Origin of the sequence: Gemmata sp. (genome assembly GCF_051859125.1) — a bacterium.
GTDB lineage: Bacteria > Planctomycetota > Planctomycetia > Gemmatales > Gemmataceae > Gemmata.
This window is the reverse complement of record NZ_JBHYGG010000302.1, coordinates 25053-43731: the sequence shown is the minus strand read 5'-3', so window position 1 is coordinate 43731 and position 18679 is coordinate 25053. Positions and strand designations below refer to the sequence as shown.

At 72.7% G+C, this 18679-nt stretch carries 10 protein-coding genes; 7 read left to right on the top strand and 3 right to left on the bottom strand.

The window, feature by feature from the left end; genetic code table 11:
• Nucleotides 1-27: 27 nt before the first annotated feature.
• The 6 genes from ACTIGN_RS32395 (at nt 28) to ACTIGN_RS32370 (ending at nt 11436) form a co-directional block, all read left to right on the top strand.
• Nucleotides 28-2328, top strand: a complete 2301-nt coding sequence (locus ACTIGN_RS32395) for a response regulator (protein WP_439631777.1) — start codon at nt 28-30, stop codon at nt 2326-2328.
• Between the two features lie 80 nt (nt 2329-2408).
• Nucleotides 2409-3776: an L-serine ammonia-lyase gene (locus ACTIGN_RS32390; protein WP_439631775.1), complete on the top strand. Its 1368-nt coding sequence runs from the start codon at nt 2409-2411 to the stop codon at nt 3774-3776.
• Between the two features lie 789 nt (nt 3777-4565).
• Nucleotides 4566-6725: a protein kinase domain-containing protein gene (locus ACTIGN_RS32385; protein WP_439631773.1), complete on the top strand. Its 2160-nt coding sequence runs from the start codon at nt 4566-4568 to the stop codon at nt 6723-6725.
• 34 nt (nt 6726-6759) lie between these two features.
• Nucleotides 6760-7341 carry a RedB protein gene (locus ACTIGN_RS32380; RefSeq protein WP_439631771.1) on the top strand — a complete coding sequence of 194 codons (582 nt, stop codon included), beginning with the start codon at nt 6760-6762 and terminating at the stop codon, nt 7339-7341.
• Nucleotides 7329-10808 carry a response regulator gene (locus tag ACTIGN_RS32375; protein ID WP_439631769.1) on the top strand — a complete coding sequence of 1160 codons (3480 nt, stop codon included), beginning with the start codon at nt 7329-7331 and terminating at the stop codon, nt 10806-10808. Before ACTIGN_RS32380 ends, ACTIGN_RS32375 begins: the two co-directional genes overlap by 13 nt.
• 25 nt (nt 10809-10833) lie before the next feature.
• A complete protein-coding gene (locus ACTIGN_RS32370; RefSeq protein WP_439631768.1) occupies nt 10834-11436 on the top strand; it encodes a response regulator transcription factor in 603 nt (200 codons plus the stop codon).
• A 279-nt stretch (nt 11437-11715) separates the two neighbouring features.
• Here the strand turns inward: ACTIGN_RS32370 and ACTIGN_RS32365 are convergent, their stop codons facing one another.
• From ACTIGN_RS32365 to ACTIGN_RS32355, 3 genes are all read right to left on the bottom strand, one after another.
• On the bottom strand, nt 11716-13389 hold the full coding sequence (locus tag ACTIGN_RS32365) for a tetratricopeptide repeat protein (protein ID WP_439631766.1): 1674 nt from the start codon (nt 13387-13389) through the stop codon (nt 11716-11718).
• Nucleotides 13365-14951 carry a DUF4159 domain-containing protein gene (locus tag ACTIGN_RS32360; RefSeq protein WP_439631764.1) on the bottom strand — a complete coding sequence of 529 codons (1587 nt, stop codon included), beginning with the start codon at nt 14949-14951 and terminating at the stop codon, nt 13365-13367. The genes ACTIGN_RS32365 and ACTIGN_RS32360 overlap by 25 nt, the downstream gene beginning before the upstream one ends.
• 342 nt (nt 14952-15293) lie before the next feature.
• A complete protein-coding gene (locus tag ACTIGN_RS32355; protein WP_439631762.1) occupies nt 15294-15767 on the bottom strand; it encodes a hypothetical protein in 474 nt (157 codons plus the stop codon).
• Nucleotides 15768-16141: 374 nt separating this feature from the next.
• On the opposite strand from ACTIGN_RS32355, the gene ACTIGN_RS32350 reads away from it, so the two are divergent.
• Nucleotides 16142-18628, top strand: a complete 2487-nt coding sequence (locus ACTIGN_RS32350) for a tetratricopeptide repeat protein (protein WP_439631760.1) — start codon at nt 16142-16144, stop codon at nt 18626-18628.
• Nucleotides 18629-18679 lie beyond the last annotated feature (51 nt).

Sequence of the window (18679 nt, the reverse complement as noted above, 5' to 3'; positions counted from 1 at the left end):
GCCCCGGTCGGCCGGGCACCCACTCCGATGACCCCCTCGCCCCTCCGCGTCCTGATCGTTGCGGACGACCCCGCCTGCGCGGGTGCGCTCGCCGACGCGTTGTGCGGCGAGTTCGTCCCGGAGGTCGCCCGCGCCGGTACGGAGCCCGAGTTCCTCGCGCACCTGGCCGCCCCCCCGGACGTCGTCCTCTGCCCGTACGCGCACCCGCAGTTGCCGGCGTTCCGCGCCCTCGACCTCATCCGCGACCGCGGGGCCGCGGTGCCGCTCGTGGTCGTGTCGGACCCGGTCGGCGAGTGCGCGGCGGCCGACGTCGTCCTCCACGGGGCCGCGGACTTCGTGCCCCGGGCCCGGATCGACCGGCTCGCCGCCGCCGTCCGCCGGGCCCTCGACCGGCGGCCCCCGCCCCCCGCCCCGGCCGGCCCCCCGCCCGAGATGGGCCGCGACCTCCAGCAGATCTTCGACGCCGTCCCAGCCCTCATCTTTTACAAGGACCTCGAGCACCGGTTCGTCCGGGTGAACGAGGAGGTGGTGCGGTTCCTGGGCCTGCCCCGGGAGGCGATCCTCGGGCGGACCGATTACGACCTCGGGCTCCCGCTCGCGGCGCAGTACGCCCGCGACGAGGACGCGGTCGCCGCCACCGGCCGCCCGCGGCAGGGGATCGTCGAGTTGGTGACGACCCCGGCCGGGAAGCGCTGGCTCCAGACCGACAAGCTCCCCCACCGGGACGCGGCCGGGCGGGTCATCGGCGTGATCGGGTTCGCCACCGACGTGACCGAGCGCAAGGAGGCCGAGGAGGCGGCCCGCCAGGCCCAGGAGCGGCTCCAGCACGTCATCGCGTCGAGCCCGGCGGTGCTGTACAAGCTGGCCATCGAGGGCGAGCGGATCCGCGGCATCGCGTGGGTCAGCGAGAACGTGCGCGAGGTGCTCGGGTACTCGCCCGGGGAGACCGCGGGCAAGGGGTGGCTGGAGGCGACCGTCCACCCGGACGACGCGGACCGGGCCGTCGCCGCCGCCGAGCGCGGGCTCATCGCCCGGGGCCGGTACTCGACCGAGTTCCGGATCCGGCACCGCAGCGGCGAGTACCGGTCGGTGCGGAGCGACGTCCGCCTGGTGCTCGACGCCACCGGCGAGTCGGTCGAGGCGATCGGGTCGTGGTCCGACGTGACCGAGTGGCGGCGGGTCGAGGACCAGTACCGCCAGGCGCAGAAGATGGAGGCGTTCGGCCAGCTCGCCGCCGGGGTGGCCCACGACTTCAACAACCTGCTCACCATCATCAACGGGTACTGCGACCTGCTGCTCGACGAACTGCAGGACGCCGACCCGCGGCGGGCGTCGGCCGGCGAGATCCGCGAGGCCGGGGGCCGCGCCGCCGCCCTGACCGCCCAGCTCCTGGCGTTCAGCCGCAAGACCATCCTCGAGCCCAAGGTCATCGACCTGAACGACCTGGTCCGCCGGACCGGGAAGATGCTCGAGCGGACCCTCGGCGAGGACGTGGCCCTGCGGCTCGCCCTGGCCCCGGGCCTGGACCGGGTGAAGGCCGACCGCGGGCAACTGGAGCAGGTCGTCGTCAACCTGGCGGTGAACGCCCGCGACGCGATGCCCACCGGCGGGCGGCTCACCATCGAGACCCGGAACGTCGAGGTCGCGCCCGGCGACCGGCGGTTCCCCGACCTCCGCCCCGGCCCGTACGCGCAGCTCTCGGTGGGCGACACCGGCGTGGGGATGACCGACGAGGTGCGGGCCAAGATCTTCGAGCCGTTCTTCACCACCAAGGGGGTCGGCAAGGGGACCGGCCTGGGGCTGGCCACGGTCTACGGGATCGTCGCCCAGGCCCGCGGGCGGATCGACGTCGCCACCGCCGTCGGCGCGGGGACGACGTTCTCGGTGCTGTTCCCCGCGGCCGCGCACGAGGACGCGGCCGCCCCGGCCGCCACCCCGGCCCCGGTCGCGCGCGGCACCGAGACGCTCCTGCTCGTCGAGGACGAGCCCGCGGTGCGGAGGTTCGCCCGCCGGTCGCTGGAGGCGCTCGGGTACGCGGTGCTCGAGGCCGGCAACGGCGCGGAGGCGCTCCGCGCCGCCGACGCGCACGCCGGCCCGATCCACCTGCTGGTCACCGACGTGGTGATGCCCGAGATGGGCGGCCGCGACCTCGCCGAGGCGGTCCGGGGCCGGCGGCCCGAGGCCCGGGTCCTGTTCGTCAGCGGGTACACCGACGACGCGGTCGTTCGCAACGGGGTCGTGCAGGCGACCGACGCGTTCCTCCAGAAGCCGTTCAGCCCGGTGGCGCTGGCCCGGAAGGTCCGGGCCACCCTCGACGCGGCGCGCTGACCCCGGCCCCGGCGGGGCGCCCGTCCGCGCCCCCGGGCTCCGGTGACTCCTTCTACGCAATCGTCCCGGGGGCCGCGGCCATGTCGCTGAGCGTGTTCGACCTGTTCAAGATCGGCGTCGGGCCGTCGAGTTCGCACACCGTCGGCCCGATGGTCGCGGCGCACCGGTTCGCGAGCGGCCTCGAGCGGGCCGGCCGCCTCGCCGGTGTGCGCCGGGTGCTCGTGGACCTGTACGGGTCGCTGGCCCTCACGGGCAAGGGCCACGCGACCGACACCGCCGTGCTGCTGGGCCTCGCCGGGTGGCGGCCGACGGGCGTGGACCCCGACGCGGTCCCCGCGTTCCTCGCGACCGTCCGCGGCGACCGGCGGGTCGCGCTGGCCGGCACGCACCCGGTCCCCTTCGACGAACCCGCGGACCTCCTGTTCCACACGTCCGAGTTCCTCCCGGGCCACCCCAACGGCGTCCGGTTCCGCGCGTTCGATGGGGCGGGGGGGGCGGTCGCCGACGAGACGTACTACTCGGTCGGCGGCGGGTTCGTGGTCCGCGACGGCGACCCCGAAGGGGCCGGGGCCGCCGCGACCGCGGAGCCGCACCCGTTCCGCACCGCGGACGAACTGCTCGCGATCGGCGCGCGCACCGGCCTGTCGATCCCCGCGATCGTGACCGCCAACGAGCGGGCCGCCCGGACCCGGGAGGACCTCGACGCCGGCCTGGACCGCATCTGGGCGGTGATGGAGGCGTGCATCGCGCGCGGGTGCCGCACCGAGGGGACGCTCCCGGGCGGCCTGGGCGTGAAGCGCCGCGCCCCGGGGTTGTTCCAGAGCCTCCAGAAGCGCGGGACGGCCGACCCGCTCGGCCTGATGGACTGGGTCAGCCTGTTCGCTTTGGCGGTGAACGAAGAAAATGCCGCGGGCGGGAAAGTGGTCACGGCCCCGACCAACGGCGCGGCCGGCGTGATCCCGGCCGTGATCGAGTACGCCCGGCGGTTCGTCCCCGGGGTGGGGGCGGAACAGACGCGGGCGTTCTTACTCACGGCGGCAGCGATCGGCATGCTGTTCAAGCGGAACGCCTCGCTGTCGGCCGCCGAGATGGGGTGCCAGGGGGAGATCGGGGTCGCGTGCAGCATGGCCGCGGGCGGGCTCGCGGCCGTCATGGGCGGCACCAACGCCCAAATCGAGAACGCCGCCGAGATCGGCATGGAGCACAACCTCGGGCTCACGTGCGACCCGGTCGGCGGGCTCGTTCAGGTGCCGTGCATCGAGCGGAACGCCATGGGCGCGGTCAAGGCGATCAACGCCGCCCGGCTCGCGGTCCTCCACGGCGACGGGCTCCACCGCGTCTCCCTCGACCGGGTCATCGAAACCATGCGGCAGACGGGCGTCGACATGAACTCCCGGTACAAGGAGACGTCCCAGGGCGGGCTGGCCCTGAACGTCATCAACTGCTGACCCGCCGGGGGCGAACCAATCGCCGCGACCCGTGACATGATCGGCGCGTGATTCCCGATCTCCGGTGAGAGCGGGCGGGCGATCGCAACGCGGTCCGGGTCGGTCGCCCCGGGATTTCGAGCGATTACCTTGACACCTGTCTGAATTACTGTTCTGATCACGGGAGAAAATGTCGGCTCACGGACGAACCGCGGGGCGTGCCGATCCCTGTGGCCGGAACCGCACCTGGCGGTTTTTCCGATTGGGTGTCGGCCGACCGCGTAGAATTGCAGCGGGGGGACGAACATTGCCCGAAGTTCCGACACCCCATCGCGAAACCGAGGACATTTCGCCACCGTCCGGCGGAAGCGAGAGCCATCTTTCCAGCTGTGAGTCGTGTACTCCGACATTCGCGGCGGCGCGCACCGGCGGACCCAACCTCGTACTCGTCTCTGCCCCGCGGCCACTGCGATTTGCTCCGAATCCTGATCCGGTGGACCCCGGCGGGTCGCTCGGTGCCTCTCAGTCGCGAAGTGCGCCCAACTTCCGGCAACTCCGGCTGGGGACCACTCTGACCGCCGCGGCAGCGTGAGCCGTGCCCCACCGCCGCCCGGACCGATACGAGACCCGAACCCCGAACTGAGGTGGCGCGCCCAGGAGCGCTGCGTGCCGGGCCCACCGGCCGCACCCGCTCACCTCCGGCCTCACCGGACCTGATCAATGGCCTTCCCCCCCAGCGTCGACCGGCGCCCCGGCGACACCGCCATCCACGGCCCCTCCGGGTCCCCACCCGGCGAGACCAGCGGGCGCATGTCGTCGCTCCTGAACGACCTCCTGGACCGGTTGATCGTCCTGCCCGAGGAGTGGGAGGAACTGGACGCCGGGGTCCGGGCCGAGGTGGCGACCGCCCCGACGCAGCCCGCGGCCCTCGACCGGCTCGTCGCCCTGCACCTGCTCACCCCGTTCCAGGCCGACACGCTCCGCGACGGCAGCATCGCGTCCCTGACCCTCGGGCAGTACCGGGTGCTCGGGCTCCTGGGCCGGGGCGGGATGGGGGTGGTGTACCGGGCCGAGCACGTCCACCTGCGCCGCGACGTGGCCGTCAAGGTGTTCGTGAACTCCGCCGACACGTGCCCGCGGCTGCTCCGCCGGTTCCACGCCGAGGCCCGCGCGGCCGCCCGGCTCCACCACCCGAACCTGGTCGCGTGCCTCGACGCCGGGCGGACCCGGCCGGACCCGGGCGGCACGGTCCGCGACTACTACGTCATGGAACTGGTCAACGGCCAGGACCTCGACGGGTTCGTCCGGAGCCGCGGGCCGCTCCCGGTGAACCGGGCGTGCGACCTGTTCCGCCAGGTGTCCGAGGGCCTGGCCGAGGCCCACCGGCACGGGCTGATCCACCGCGACATCAAGCCCCCGAACATCGTGGTGACCCCGGACTGGAGGGCCAAGCTCCTCGACTTCGGACTGGCCCTGCACCCGTACCGGCAACTGACGGAGCCCGGGACGGTGCTCGGGACCATCGGGTACATGGCCCCGGAGCAGGCCCGGGACCCGCACGCGGTGGACGCCCGGGCCGACCTGTTCAGCCTCGGCGCGAGCATGTACTGGGCCCTCACCGGCCGCGACCCGTTCCCGGAGACCGGGCACCTGCTCCGGGACCTCCAGACCCGGCTCACGGCCCCCCCGCCCAACGTCCAGCAGGTCCGCCCGGAGCTGCCCGAGGAGCTGTGCACCCTGGTGAACCGGATGCTCAGCACCGACCCGGACGCGCGGCCCCCGAGCGCGCGGGTGGTGGGGATCTCGCTGGCCGGGCTGAGCCGGTGGGTGCCGCAGGCGACCGAGCGGCCGCCGAGCGCGACCGCGGCCCCGGCCCGGCCCAGCGTGGTCATCGTCGAGGACGACGCGGCCCTCCGCAAGCTCCTGCGGCTGTACCTCGGGGACGAGTACGCGGTCGCCGAGGCGTCGGACGGCGAGGCGCTCCGGGAGATCCTCCAGCGGCAGCACGCGGACCTCGTGATCCTCGACGTGAACCTCCCGGGGGTGACCGGGGACAAGCTGATCGACTCGATCCGGACGACCGACACGGACCGGCGGCCGCTGATCCTCCTGATGTCCGGGGTGATCCCGCCGGAGGCCCTGGGCGGGCTCATGGAGGCCGGGGCCGACGACTTCCTGGCCAAGCCGTTCTCGCGGGCCGAGTTCCGGTCCCGGGTCCGCGGGCTCCTGGGCCGCCGCGCCGGGAGCGAGCCGGCGCAGGCGGCCGCCCTCACCATGCGGGTCGGCATGGCCGACCTGACCCGGACCCCCGCCCCGCCCGGGCTGCCGCCCCAGAACGGGGCGCACAGCGCGGTCCAGGCGCTGACCGGCCTGTGCGCCCAGATGTTCCGCGAGATCCTCTCACTCGGGCCGGCGCACTCGGAGCGGATGGGGCGGTACGTCCGGGCGCTGGCGGGGGCCGTGCCCGACCGGGGGGAGTACTCGCGCCTGAAGGACGAGCGGTTCGTGGGCCTCCTCGAGACCGTCGCGCCGCTCCACGACCTCGGCATGGTCGCGGTGCCGTACAACATCCTGAACAAGCCGGCCGCGCTCGACGACCACGAGCGGATGGTGGTGCAGACGCACCCGGTCATGGGGGCCGAGTGGGTGACCGCGACGGCCGAGAAGTGCCCCTCGGACCTGTCGGCACTGGCCCTGGCGGCCGAGGTGATCCGGTCGCACCACGAGCGGTGGGACGGGGCCGGGTACCCGGACGGGCTGGCCGGCGACGCGGCCCCGCTCGCGGCCCGGGTCGTCGGCCTGGTCTCGGTGTACGACGCCCTGCGGTCCCGGCGGCCGTACCGCCCGGCCCTGTCCCACGCCCGCGTGGTCCGGATGATGACGACCGAGTCGGCCGGTCAGTTCGACCCGACGCTCCTCGCGGCCCTGGCGTCGGCCGCCGCCCGGTTCGAAAAGATCTACCAGTCCTGAGCGACCACCCCGTCCCCCTCCCGGGACGCTTCTTATGAAGTCCCAGACACTCTTCGCACGGTCCGCGGTCGCGGCGTGGGCGGCCCTCGTGGCCGCCGGGTTCGCGGCGTGGGACCGGTACGACCGGACCCCCGGCGCGGCCGGCACCGCGCCCCCGCACGGCCGCGGCCCCGGGGTCACGGCCTACCTGCACCCGCACTGCCCGTGCTCCCGGGCCACCGTGTCGGAACTCGCCGCCCTCGCCGACGGGGCGGGGTCCGGGGCCGTGACCGTCGTGTTCGTGCTCCCGCCGGGCACCGAACCGGGGTGGGAGCGCGGCCCGGCGCTCGACGCGGCCGGGCGCCTGGGGCTCGCGGTGCGGTGCGATGCGGGCGGAGCGGAGGCACTGGCCGACGGGGCCGCCACGTCCGGGCACGTCGTCGCCCGCGACGCGGCCGGCCGCGTCGCGTTCGCCGGGGGCGTGACGCCGGCGCGGGGCCGCGCGGGCGCGTGCCCCGGGCGCTCGGCCGTGGCCGCGGTCCTCGCCGGCGGGGAGCCGCCGGTGCCCGACGCCCCGGTGTTCGGGTGCCCACTTTTTTCGCCGGCGTGCGAGCGGGAGGGGCCGTGTCGACCGTAACGTTCCCCGAACTGGGCCAGACCGAACGGGGAGCCGTCGCCGCCCGCCCGGACCGCGTGGCCGAGTTGGTCGGGCAGACCCGCGGTGCGATCGCCCGGCGGACCGACCGGCTGTTCGTCGGCCTGTTCCTGTTCCAGTGGGCCGCGGCCGTCGGCCTGGCCCTGTGGGTGGCCCCGCACGCCTGGGCCGGGGCCGACCGGTCCACCCACCCGCACGTCTGGGCCGCCCTGCTCCTGGGCCTTGCGGTCATCAGCCTGCCCGTCACGCTGGGGCTGCTGCGGCCGGGCCAGGCGCTCACCCGGCACGTCATCGCCGCCGGCCAGATGCTCACCGGGGCGCTGCTCATCCACCTCACCGGGGGCCGGCTCGAGACGCACTTCCACGTGTTCGGGTCGCTCGCGCTGTTGAGCTTCTACCGCGACTGGCGGGTGCTGGTGACCGCGTCGCTGGTGGCCGCGGGCGACCACTTCGTTCGCGGGCTGGCGTGGCCCGAGTCGATCTACGGCGGCCCCGCCGGGGCGTGGCGGTGGGTCGAGCACATCGGCTGGGTCGCGTTCATCGACGTGTTCCTCGCGTACTCGTGCCTGCGGTCCGCGCGGGACCAGGTGGCCACCGCCGAGCGGCAGGCGGCGGTCGAGGCCGGCCGCGAGGGGGTCGAGGGGCTGGTCCGCCAGCGGACCGCGGAACTGGAGGAGCGCGAGTACCGGTTCCGCGCCCTGATCGAACAGGGGACCGACTTCATCACCGTCATCGCCCCGGACGGGACGATCCTGTACGAGAGCCCGTCCGTCGAGCGGCTCGGCCGCCCCGTCGGGGAGTTGCTCGGGGCCAGCGCCTGGGGCTTCGTTCACCCGGACGACCTGCCCGCGACGATGGAGCGGCTCCGGTACGCCCTGACCCACCCGGGCGAGTCCGTGCCCGTGGACGTCCGGGCCCTGGCCGGGGACGGGACGTGGCGGTGCTTCGAGGGGAGCAGCCGGTTCACCCCGGACCTGTTCGGGGCCGGGGCGCTGGTGGTGAACACCCGCGACGTGACCGAGCGGAAGCTCGCCGAGGCCGAGCGGGACCGCATCTTCACCGACTCCCTCAGCCTCCTCATGGTGGGCACCTTCGTGGGGCAGTTCCAGCGACTCAACCCGGCCTGGGAGCCGGTCCTGGGGTACCCGCCGGCGGAGCTGGAGGGGCAGGCGTTCCTGCCCCTCGTACACCCCGACCACCGGGACGCCACGGTCGCGGAGGTCGCCAAGGTCGCCGCCGGGGGCAAGTCGCGGGCGTTCGAGAACCGGGTCCTGCACAAGGACGGGTCGTACCGGTGGGTGGTGTGGAACGCGACCCCGTTCCACGACGGCCGCACGTTCTACGCGGCCGGCGAGGACGTGACCGACCGCAAGCGGACCGAGGAGGAGCTGCGGGAGTACGGCCGGAAGGCGGCCGGGGACCGCGACCGGATCGAGCGGCAGGCCGCGGAGCTGACCCGCCGGGCCGAGGAGCTGTCGCGGGCGCGCGAGGTGGCCGAGGCCGCGAGCCGCGCCAAGAGCGAGTTCCTGGCCAACATGAGCCACGAGATCCGCACCCCGATGAACGGCATCCTCGGGCTCACCGAACTGGTGCTCCAGTCCGACCTGACCGCGGACCAGCGGGAGTCGCTCGCGCTGGTCCAGTCGTCGGCCAACGCGCTGCTCACCGTCATCAACGACGTCCTCGACTTCTCGAAGATCGAGGCCGGGAAGCTGGACCTCGACCCGGTCCCGTTCGGGGTCCGCGACGTGGTCGGCGACACCCTCAAGGCGCTCGCGCTGCGGGCCGACGCGAAGGGGCTCGAGCTGACCCACGACGTCCGCCCCGACGTGCCCGACGTCCTGGAGGGGGACGCGGGCCGGCTCCGGCAGGTGCTGACCAACCTCGTCGGCAACGCGATCAAGTTCACCGAGCACGGCGAGGTGAGCGTGTCGGCCCACCGGGTGCCCGGCCCCGACGGGGTCCGGGTCCGGTTCACCGTGGAGGACACCGGCATCGGGGTCCCGACGCACCTGCACGAGTCGATCTTCGACGCGTTCTCGCAGGCCGACGGGAGCACCACCCGGCGGTACGGCGGGACCGGCCTGGGGCTGACCATCTCGGCCCGCCTCGTCGCCCTCATGGGCGGCCGCATCTGGGTCGAGAGCGAGCCCGGGCACGGGAGCCGGTTCCACTTCGAGGCCCGGTTCGCCGCGTGCCCGGCGCCGACCTCCCGGTCCGCCGCGGTGCCGGTGGCGACCCTGCACGGGACCAGCGTCCTGGTGGTGGACGACAACGCGACGAACCGCCGGGTGCTGTGCGAGGCGCTGCGGCTGTGGGGCGCGCGGGCGACCGGGGTCGAGTCCGGCCCGGAGGCGCTCGCCGAGTTGCGGCGGGCCGCCGGGGCCGGCGCGGCGCACTCGCTGGTGCTCCTCGACGCCGTGATGCCCGACATGGACGGGTTCGCCGTGGCCGAGGTCCTCGCCCGCGAGCCGACGCCGGCCGGACCGGTCGTCATGATGCTGTCGTCGTCGGACCGGCAGGACGACGCGGCCCGGTGCCGGGCGCTCGGTCTCGCCGCGTACCTGGTCAAGCCGGTGAAGGCGGCCGAGCTCCGCCAGGCCATCCTCCGGGCGCTGGGGGCCGGGCCGGGGACCCCGGTGCAGGGCACCCAGCGGCCCGGGGGGGCCGGGGCCGCGGGCGGCCCGCTCCGCGTCCTGCTCGTCGAGGACAACCCCATCAACCAGCGGGTCGCCGTGCGGATGCTCGAGGGGTTCGGGCACTCGGTCGCCGTCGCCGGCCACGGCGGGGAGGCCGTCGCGGCCGTCGGGCGGGAGCCGTTCGACGTGGTCCTCATGGACGTGCAGATGCCGGTCATGGACGGGTTCGAGGCCACGCGGCTCATCCGCGCGGGGGAGGCCGCGGCCGAGCGGCGGACCCCGATCGTCGCGATGACCGCCCACGCCATGACCGGGGACCGGGACCGGTGCCTCGCCGCGGGGATGGACGACTACCTGTCCAAGCCCGTCCACCGGGACGACCTCGCCGCGGTGCTCGCCCGGTACTCCGCGGCCGCCCCCGCGGCGCGGGCCGCGCCCGCGGTGCGGCCCGCGACCGGGACCGTGTTCGACCGGGCCGCGGCCCTCGCCCTCCTCGGCGGCGACGAGGCGCTGTTCGCCGACCTCGCCGCACTGTTCCGGGCCGAGGGGCCGCGGCTCCTCGGCGAGCTCCGCGGGGCGCTGCTCGCCGGGGACGCGGCCGGGGTCCGCCGGAACGCCCACAGCCTCAAGGGGTCGTCCGGCTACCTGGGCGGGGCCGGCGTCGGGACCGCCGCGTTCCGCCTGGAGGTGCTCGGCGAGGCCGGGAACCTGGCCGCCGCCCCGGACGCCTTCCGCGCCCTCGAAATGGAACTCGACCGGCTCCTGGTCGCCCTGCAGCCGGCCGCGGACCCCGCCCCGGCCCCCGCGTGAGCCCCCGCACCGTGCTGGCCCAACTATGCGAATCCTGATCGCCGACGACGAGGTCGTCTCCCGGACCATCCTGGAGCGCACGGTGAAGGGGTGGGGGCACGAGGTCGTGGCCGCCTCCGACGGCGAGGCCGCGTGGGCCGCGCTGCGGGCCGACGACGCCCCGAAGCTCGCCATCCTCGACTGGGTAATGCCCGGGCTGGAGGGGCCGGAGGTGTGCCGCCGGGCGCGGGCCCTCGGCCGCCCGGTGCCCACGTACACGATCCTCCTCACCTCGAAGAACGACAGCCAGGACGTGGTCGCCGGGCTCGAGAGCGGGGCCGACGACTACGTCGTCAAGCCGTTCGACCGGGCCGAGCTCCAGTCCCGGATCCGGGTCGGCGAGCGGGTCGTCGCCCTCCAGCAGGCGTTCGCCGACCGGGTCCGCGAACTCGAGGACTCGCTGGCCCGCATCCACCGCCTGCAGGGGCTGATCCCGGTGTGCGCGTGGTGCCGGCGGGTGCGGAGCGACCAGAACTACTGGCAGTCCGTCGAGCAGTACATGGCCGAGGTGACGGACTGCCGGATCTCCCACGGGATCTGCCCGACGTGCCTCGAGCGCGAGGCACGCGAGCCCGAGGCGCCGGCGTGAGGCCGGGGCGCACGCGATCCGCCCGGGTCGGACCGGATCTGTTGGGTTCGTCTTGGCCCGAGCCCGAGCGCCGAGCGAGGGTTCACGTCGACCCTCGCTCGGCGCTCGGGCTCGGACCAGGACGCCACGGGTACGGATCAACCGGATCCGGTATCATCCCGAATCGCGTGGAACAGTTGCCCGTGGTGGGGCAGGCATTCTTGCCTGCCTCCGGAAGCGGTTGGAGGCAGGCAAGAATGCCTGCCCCACCCGACCGAAACGAATGCATGAGGTTCGGCATCAGTCCTTGTCGCCGCCGAGGGTCACGGGGATCTTGTACACCTCGTTGAGCCGGGCGTGCGCGTGGCTCCCGTGGCCGGTCTTCGGGAAGGTGCTGCAGATGAACTTCAGCGTCTTGATCGCGTCCTCCTTCTTCCCCGCGGCCTCCTGCGTCTGGCTGATCTCCCAGTACATCGACGCCGACAGGTTCTTGTCCATCGACGACGCGATCACCTGCCGGTACAGCGCCATCGCCTCGTCGTACTCCTTCAACTGGCGGTGCGCCGCGGCCATGTGCTGGTAGTTGTGCGGGTACCGGTCGGTGCCGCGGTACGCGGTGATGCACTCCTTCCACCGGTGCGCGTAGTACAGCGTCTCGGCGATCTGGAAGTGGTACTCGGCGGCGTTCTTGGCGTCGGCGGTGAGCAGCTCGCGGTACATTGCGATGGCCGGGTCGGGCTTGCCGCCCTGGCGGTACGACCACGCGGCCGCGGCCAGCCACTTCGGCGCGGTCGCGGCGTCGGCCGCCAGCTCGCGGTAGATCGCGACCGCCTTGTCGGTCTGCCGCGGGGTCTCCTCGTCGTAGCTCGCGGCGATGGCCGCCTTGCCCGCGACCGCGTCCTTGAACTTGGCGTAGGTCGCGCGGGCCTCCTCGCGCTTCTGGTTGTTCTTGTACCACTGCGCGAGGTGCCCGAGGGCGTTGTCGTCGGCCCCGAGCGCCGCGACGATCTCGTCGTACACGGCCTTCTCCTTGTCGGGCTGCCGGGCGGCGTGCCGGACCCCCGCGACCGCGTACCACGCCGCGACCCCCAGCGGCTTCGTCTTCTCGTCCTTGAGCAGTTCCGCCGAGCGGGCCTTGAGCCACCCGCAACTCGCGTCGGCCAGCTTCTCGCCGCGCTTCCGCGTCGCCTCGTCCATCGACCCGGTGAGGGCGTGGACCACCTGCGGGAGCCCGCCGTGGTGCCCCTCCATCAGGTGCGGGACGAGCTGCGCCTCGCCGCAGGTGGTGGACAGTGCCTTGAGCCCCTCGTCGAAGTTGCCCGCGTGGAACACGATCTGCGTGTACTGCCGGGCGGCGTTCACGCACGGCTCGGCCGCGCCGCCCTTCCGCTCGACGTCGAACGTGAGCTGGCGGAGCAGGTTCACCCGGGTCTCGGCGTCGTTCTCCTTCTCCGCGATGGCGGCCAGGTCGAGCCGCGCCCACACCGCGGCGACGTGCGCCGGGTACGCGGTGATCGCCTTCGCGTACGCCTTCTTCGCGGGCTTGATGTCGCCGATCTCGCGGTACGTCTGCGCGATCAGGATGGCCGCGATCGGCGCCTCGGGCGAGTCCGGGAAGTAGTCGAGGAGCGTCTGGTACCCGTCCTTGATGGCCGCGTTCTGCTTCCGCAGGCTCACGAGGCAGTGCGAGTACTTGAGCTGCGCGTAGGGTGCGCCCTCGCTCGTCTCGTACAGCTTGAGGAACTTCTCGTACTCGTCGGCGGCGGCCTTGAACTGGTGGGCGTTGTAGAGGCGATCGGCGGCCGTGAGCTGGAACCGCTCGGCCTCCTTGAGCTTCTCCCACCGCTTCAGGTCCATCTGGTGGTCGCGCGGCCCGGCCGCGTCCGCCGCGGCGACCGCCCCGAGGAGCAGCGCGGCCGCCGACGCCCACCGAACGGCCGTCCGCGCGATCACTGTTGCTGTGCTGAGCGCCACTTGTCTTGCTCCGCGTAGGCGTAAAAGAGGATGTTGATGCCGAGCTGGTAGCAGTTCTCCCAGACGGCCTTCTTGATGCCGGCGTGGTCGTCGCGCCAGGCGTCGCTGAGCGCGCCGGGGTGGTAGTACACGGCCCACCGGCCGTCGATCTTCCACCCGAGCGGCTCGGCCTTGCTGCCCGGCGCGTGGTTCACGACGAACGGCAGTTGCGGCAGGTCGTAGGGGCGCTGGTGGATGCGGTCGTCGCGGGGGACGACGACCGCGGTCACGCCCGTGATCCGGTTCATCTCGGCCACGAAGTTGTGGTGGAACCCGTGGCCCCCGAGGTTGTCGCCGAGCACCATGCCGTGCTTGTCGATGAGGTACTCGCGGAGGATCTTCCGCTCGGCTTCAGTGGGAGAGAACGTGTGCGCGCCGCCGATGTAGATGAGCGGGAACGGCTTCTTCGCCGCGGCCCGGGCGAGCGTTTGGAAGTCGATCGACTTGTCCTCCTCCGCGATCTTCACGAGCGGCTCGCGGGCCTTCAACTCGGCCAGCAGGTTGCGGTCGCCGCCGACGCCGAAGTTCTTGTTCCACGAACCGTCGGAGTGCCGCAGGCGGACCAGTTCGTACTTCCCGCTGCCGGTGCCGCTGCCGAACCCGCCGCCCTTCCCGGCCCCCTGGCCGAGCCCGCCCGGCCCGCTCCCGGCCTTGTACTGGTTCGCCGTCTCCTCGTTGAACTTCATCTCGATCTTGTCGATCGGCGGCGGCGCGGCGAACACGATCGAGCTGTACGGGTTGATGACGTACTTCTTGCGGACCACCTTCTGCACCTTCACGGCGGTCGCCTTGATCGAGTCGTTCCCGCCGCCGGCCGGGATGTCGGACTCGATCTCGTCGCCGGCCGCCGCGGACTGGTGCGCGATGAAGTACGCGAGCAGGAACACGAGCGAGTACGCGGTGAGGACCGACAGCGACTGCCGCACCCGCCGGGCCTGCGCGAGTGCCGTGGCCAGGGAGATCACCGCGAGGAACGCGAGGATCGACGGCGCCCAGGTGCCGTGGAGCGTCTTGTAGAGGTCCATCACCCGCGCCCCGAGGAGCGGCGTGGCGCTGGGCACGAGCATCACCTTCTCGATGACGACCGGGAGCCACGCGGCGACGGCCACGGGCACCAAGAGGATCGAGGCGAGGAACGCCGGGGTGAACGTGTAGAGGTGGGCGGCCGGGTCGAGCGGGTTCCAGTACCCGCGGCGGCCGCCGGGGGTCTCGCCGCACACCGAGATGAGCGGCCGGGCGTCCGGGTCGGCGGGCTGCGACCGGACCTCGATCCGCCGCGCGGCCCACTCCAGGAGGTACACGACGCCGACGCCGCCGATCAGGTACAGGCCGATCCACCCGCCCGGGTCGACGGCCCACCCGAGGGCCGGCAGCACGTCGTGGCCGAACAGGGCGAAGTTCGCGGGGTCGCCGAGCGAGCCGCCGGTGGCGAAGGCGCGGAACACCGCGAGGCCGGCCCACGCGAGCAGGTACAGGCCGGTGAGGAGCGCGGCCCGCGGAAGAGTCAGGCGAAGGCGGTTCACGGGGGTCTCGCCGGGAGTTCGGAGTTCGGGGTGACAACCCGCAGGTCGTTGAATCGGGCGCGGAATAAGTCGGCGTGGTCGGTCGGCGTTTCAGGTGGAGCCCCTCACCCGCGACTCGAAGAGCCTCGTCGCGACCTCTCCCCGTAGGAACGGGGCGAGGTGGGGGTAGTTGGTTTCTTCTTGAGCGGGTCCGATCACGGTGCCGGTGAGGGGTCCGGGAACCCCACCTCGCCCCGTTCCTACGGGGGGCTTTGACCGCGGCGGGTGAGGGGCACCACTCAGCCCCTCCACCACGTTGCACATCGCATCGAAGGCGCAGCCGCAGGCGGCACCCGAAACGTGTTACTTGAGTCCCGGCAGGTCGTCCTCGCCGCCGGCCTTGAACGGGTCCTTCGACTTGGGGGTGCCGGACTTCGTGCCGGTCTCGCCGAGCTTGTTGAGCAGGTCGTCCTTCGGCTGCACCTTCGGGCCGGTCGGGGTGGCGGGGGTCTTCGTGGCCGGGTCCGTCGTGCCCTTCGGCTGCGGGGCCGGGGCGGTCGTGTCGTCGGTCTTCTCGTCGGGCGGGGCCGGGGCGGCCGCCTTCGCGCCGTCCTGCGGCTTCTGCAGGAAGTACGGGACGACGGTGAGCAGGCCGATGACGAGGCCGAACAGCACGGTCGCCTGGAGCGACGCCTTGAACAGGCCGCCGGTACCGGAGAGGCCGAGCGCCTCCTGCGGGGTCTTGGCGCGGTGGGGGAGGACGTCGGCGATGCGGCCCGGGTCCGCGGTCGCGACCTTGGCGAGTTCGCCGTTCTGGTTGGTGCGGGGTGGTTGCATCGGGGTGCTATGGGGAAAAGGCGTCGGGGCGGGGTGAGGCAGCGTGCGGCGGGCGGATTCCATCGTACCGACTCGCGGCGGTCTGTCAAAGATTGTGTTTCGCGGAAAAAGTTCGGATTGCGTCGAATTTGCCGCTTGCAATCCCGTCGCCGGTTGGACAAACTTAACCCGCAGAACCGATTGTTCGGCGACTTCCAACCGCGGGATTCCTGCTGCCCCCGCACGGTCGCCAGCCACGCACACAAGTGAAGGGCCGCCCTTCCGCGTGGGGTTCCGCACAACCCGCCGCCTTGAGCCAAGCCGAGACCGAACCGAGCCCCGCCCGCCGCACGCCCGGGTTTCGCTGCGTCTCCTCTTTTGGAGTCGATCCGTAAATGAGCACCGCCGCCACCCGCTTGCGCCTGGCCGTGCCCGGCTTCGTGCTGGGCTGCCTCGTCGTCCCGATGCTCGCCACCCACGGCGCGCCCGCCGGCCAGGACGCCAAGGCGAAGGACAAGGACAAGGGCAAGGACAAGGGCTCGCCCGAGCGCGGGTCGATCGTCGAGGACCGCACCGCCCGCAAGCTGCTCGAGGCCGGCGACGCCCGGCTCGACGCCGGCGAGCCCGCCAAGGCCATCGAGGTGTGGCAGTCGGTGATCGAGCGGTACCCGCGGAGCAAGGTGCGGTTCGACGCCCACCTGAAGCTCGGCAACCACCTGCTCAACAAGGACCGCGCCTACGACCGGGCCCGGACCTACTTCGAGTCGGCCGCCGTCGAGGACAACCCGAACGAGGAGCAGCGGGCCGAGGCCACCCTCCGCATCGGCGAGTGCTACTACGAGAGCGGCAACTTCGGGAAGACGTTCAAGTACATGCGGGACGTGATCGAGAAGTTCCCGGTGAGCCCGCAGGTGAACCGCGCGTACTACTACATCGGCCTGGGCCACTTCAAGCAGGGGCACTACAGCCGGGCGATCAGCGCCCTTGAGCGCGTCGGCACCGCCCTGCCCCCGCCCGACAAGGGGGCCGAGGGGGTCAAGCCGGTCGCCGAGGTGCTCGAGGCCGGCAAGCGGCTGTTCGTCCGCATCGAGGACGCCGACCTCGCCGCGCTGGAGCAGGGCAAGACCGTCCCGGTGAAGGTCGAGGCGGCCAGCGGCGACGTCGAGACCGTCGAGTGCGTGCCCATCGGCCGCAACGTGCGGGTCGTCGTCGGCACGCTCCCGACCACCCTCGGCCGCTCGGTCCCGAACAACGGCCGCCTCGAAATCAAGGGCGGCGACACGATCAAGATCTCGTACCGCGACGTCCACACCGCCGCGGGGGCCAAGGAGAACGTGGTCGCCAGGGACGTGCCGGTCGTCGGCACCGCGACCGCCGCGGTCACCGACGGCGCGTACTCCGAGACGCTCCAGGGCGTCGTCCTCGGCCGCGGCATCCACCTCCAGGTCGTGGACGCCGACTTCGACCTGACCGACGGGGCCGACGTGCTCAAGGCGACCGTCGAGGTGTACCGCGAGAAGACCCCCGAGGAGCTCGCGGCCGAGGCCGGCCCCGGCGGCAAGGGCGTGGACCCACCCGTCGGCAAGGCCGACCCGAACAAGCTCGAGCGGTTCAAGAAGATCGACAAGGTCGACGTCGTCCTCAGCGAGGCGAAGATCGTCCGCGTCCTCCCGGAGAACGTCCCCCTCGTCATCATCCCGACCGACGAGCCGAAGAAGGACGCCGAGCCCAAGAAGGACGGCGAGGAGCCCAAGAAGGACGCCGAACCGAAGAAGGACGAGCCCAAGCAGCCCGAGGCGAAGAAAGAGGAGCCCAAGAAGGACGAGCCCAAGCAACCGGAGCCGCCGAAGGACGACGGCACCATCCACTCCGGCACGTTCCGCGCGGTCGTCTCGCTGGAGAAGGCCGAGACCGCCACCGCCGGCGACCAGGTCCTCCAGGCGCAGCCGAACGACCTCATCGTGCTGACCTACGGGGACGCCCGGAACGTGACCGGCGAGCCGCGGACCGTCGTGTTCAAGGCCCGCGTCGTCGAGGGCAGCCTCGGCAGCGTCCGCGTGTCGCAGACGCAGATCTCGGACCAGGAGCTCCGGGTCCGCACCCAACTCAAGACCGCCAGCGCGCTGACGAACATCGGCAACCGGTACAAGGAGTTCGGCCTCAAGAAGAACGCCGACGACAAGTACCAGGCCGCGATGACGATGTGCGAGGAGATCAGCGCCGAGGCCACGAAGCTCGGCGGCCGCACCCTCGAGGAGACCTACGTCCAGCTCTGGAAGATCTACTTCGAGATGGACAAGCTCGACCTCGCGGCCGCGATGAGCCAGCGGCTCCAGCGGGACTTCCCGAACAGCGAGTTCGTGGACGCCGCGCTGCTCCAACTGGCCGACGTGTCGCGCAAGCAATCGCAACTCCAGCGGGCCATCGGGATCTACACGAGCGTGCTGCGGCTCGAGAAGAGCCCGCTCCGGGGCGAGGCCCAGTTCGGCATCGCCGAGTGCTACGAGGAGATGGCCAAGGCCGCCGAGGGCGCGCGGTCCCAGCAGCTCTACGACCAGTCGTTCCAGGAGTACAAGAAGGTCTTCGACCAGTTCCCGGACAGCGGCCGGGTCGGCGAGGCGGTCGCGAAGATGGCCAACTACTACTACGTTCAGAAGGACTACGCCCGCGCCATCGACGTGTTCGAGTCCGTGCTCCGCACCCACCCCGACGCCAAGTTCCTCGACGTGATCCTGTTCAACTACGGCCGGTGCCTGTACCGCCTCGACAAGAAGGCGGACGCCCGCAAGCAGTTCGACCAGATGATCGCCGACTTCCCCGAGAGCCCGCTGGCCCCCGACGCCAAGAAGATCTCCGAGGCGCTCCGCAAGGCCGGGAACTGACCGCACGCACCGCACGCCGCCGGGGGACCCGCGTCCCCCGCTCGCCCCACC